This is a genomic window from Microcystis sp. LE19-10.1B (genome assembly GCF_027530565.1).
Taxonomy (GTDB): Bacteria; Cyanobacteriota; Cyanobacteriia; order Cyanobacteriales; family Microcystaceae; genus Microcystis; species Microcystis aeruginosa.
On sequence record NZ_JAPZQM010000178.1, the window covers coordinates 1 to 1,742 of the forward strand.

The window sequence follows — 1,742 nt, forward strand, 5'->3', positions numbered from 1 at the left end:
ATCCTTATCTGGCAAGAGACTTAATTGATTAGTTCGCTCTAGATCAAAAATAATTGACAAAAATCGCCAAATGCCTTTCTATATAAGGGTTCCATCCCTTATAACCCCCGTCCATTGCATAACAAAAACCGAAGAACCAGATTCCGTCTGCAAATCAGGTGGATGCCAACCAGCTTTAACCCAATTTTTACGCACAATAACAGCCAGATTACTATTTAATCTTAAAGCTACAATTGTTGCTCGACCACAAGCCGTTACTCCCATAATTTCCGTTCCCTCTTGAGTCCAAGTACAATGTTCTTGCCATTTTTGAAGGCGAGGATTAAATAAGGAAACCAACACCTCATATTTGGGATCAATAGCCTCAGTTTGAATCCATTTATATTGATTACATAATTCACAAGCTAAACATAAATTATCTTCTGTATTAGCACCACCTTTAGCTAAAGGTTGGATATGATCAATTTGTAATCTCCTCATAATATAATCTTGGTGAATTAGGCAATATTCACAGCGATTTCCTGCCCGTTGTTTAACTTTTTGGCGTAAGGTTTCTATGAGAAAACTCATGGTATTAAAGGCTCTCTCAAACCTCGTTTAACGGCTTCAGCTAAGGCTATTGACTTTCTTAATTGTCCCATTTGGTAAATTGAGATTAAAACTAATAATTCATAGCCTTCGGCTTCGGTTAAGCCCGTATTTTTTCCCTTAGCTTGTAACTCTCCCAAGCGTTGATTTTGAACAGCATCCATTTTTGAATTAGCTAATTCAATAATTTCGGAATCTAAAAGATGGGAAACTTCAAGATGATTGCCCACAGCTGAGAGATTATTAAAGGTAGGCAAAATGATTTCTAAGGTATCAATTAAAACCTCTGATAACTCTCGTTCTGTAGCCTTTCCTAAACATTGGGCTGATTCAACTAAACTGACGGGTAAATCAATAGTAATTTGAGTCATTTGTCTAAGGAGTATTGAACTAATTGTGCAGCGAAGTGATCGCAATCGCATTACCATCACGAGAGACGGTAGCGGTATTTTCCTGTTGGACAGGAGCAGCATTGCGGGGTGTCAGTTTTTTAGTTTTCATGGGGTAAGTCCTCCAATCATTTTGATCTGCTCTCTTTATACCTAATTTTGTCTCAGATTCAAAAGTTTTATTCTGAGTTTTTATCTATCTTTGTTATAGTTTTTTATCTCTGTTCAATGTTATTACAGTTTTTCTGTTTAAATTTCCCGAAGAAAAAAAAAACACCAGATGCTATTGGGGAGCAGGGAAGAATGATACCCTTAGATGGATGCGATCGCTTTCTTAATCAACATCAAACATAGCATCTAAATCTCTATATCCATTCACGACTCTTGCGATTTCAATTCCGTTTTCAAGAGGAAAATAAAAGATTAGATAATCTTCTACAGGAAAACTTCGTAAGCTAGGGATTAACTCATCGCGCCTACGTCCCAGATTGGGGAATTTAGCTAATTTTTTACAAGCCTGTTGGATTTTTTCTTTTAAAATTCTAGCAGCTTGCGGATTTTTCCCAGCCAAGTAACTATTAACTTGCTTTAAATCCAATCTAGCTGAGGGTGAGAAAATATCTTGGTTCTTCGTTACTTGGTATGGTTCGATAGGGGGGCATAAATCGACTAAATCCTTATCTGGCAAGAGACTTAATTGATTAGTTCGCTCTAGAGCAAAAACAATTGACAAAAATCGCATCAATGTCCTTCTCTATAAGGGTT

3 protein-coding genes and 1 pseudogene are annotated in these 1,742 nt (G+C 36.8%); all 4 read right to left on the reverse strand.

Going from position 1 to position 1,742, the window contains the following annotated elements:
* Nucleotides 1-390: 390 nt before the first annotated feature.
* Nucleotides 391-570 (reverse strand): annotated as a pseudogene (locus O9332_RS06285) (HNH endonuclease); the annotation flags it as partial.
* A complete protein-coding gene (locus tag O9332_RS06290; RefSeq protein WP_002758025.1) occupies nucleotides 567-959 on the reverse strand; it encodes a hypothetical protein in 393 nt (130 codons plus the stop codon). The gene O9332_RS06290 and the pseudogene O9332_RS06285, both read right to left, overlap by 4 nt.
* Nucleotides 960-978: 19 nt before the next feature.
* Entirely contained in the window at nucleotides 979-1,089 is a 111-nt protein-coding gene (locus O9332_RS06295; protein WP_071822769.1) for an anacyclamide/piricyclamide family prenylated cyclic peptide, read from the reverse strand.
* 222 nt (nucleotides 1,090-1,311) lie between these two features.
* A complete protein-coding gene (locus tag O9332_RS06300; RefSeq protein ID WP_002758027.1) occupies nucleotides 1,312-1,575 on the reverse strand; it encodes a type II toxin-antitoxin system RelE/ParE family toxin in 264 nt (87 codons plus the stop codon).
* Between the last annotated feature and the right edge of the window lie 167 nt (nucleotides 1,576-1,742).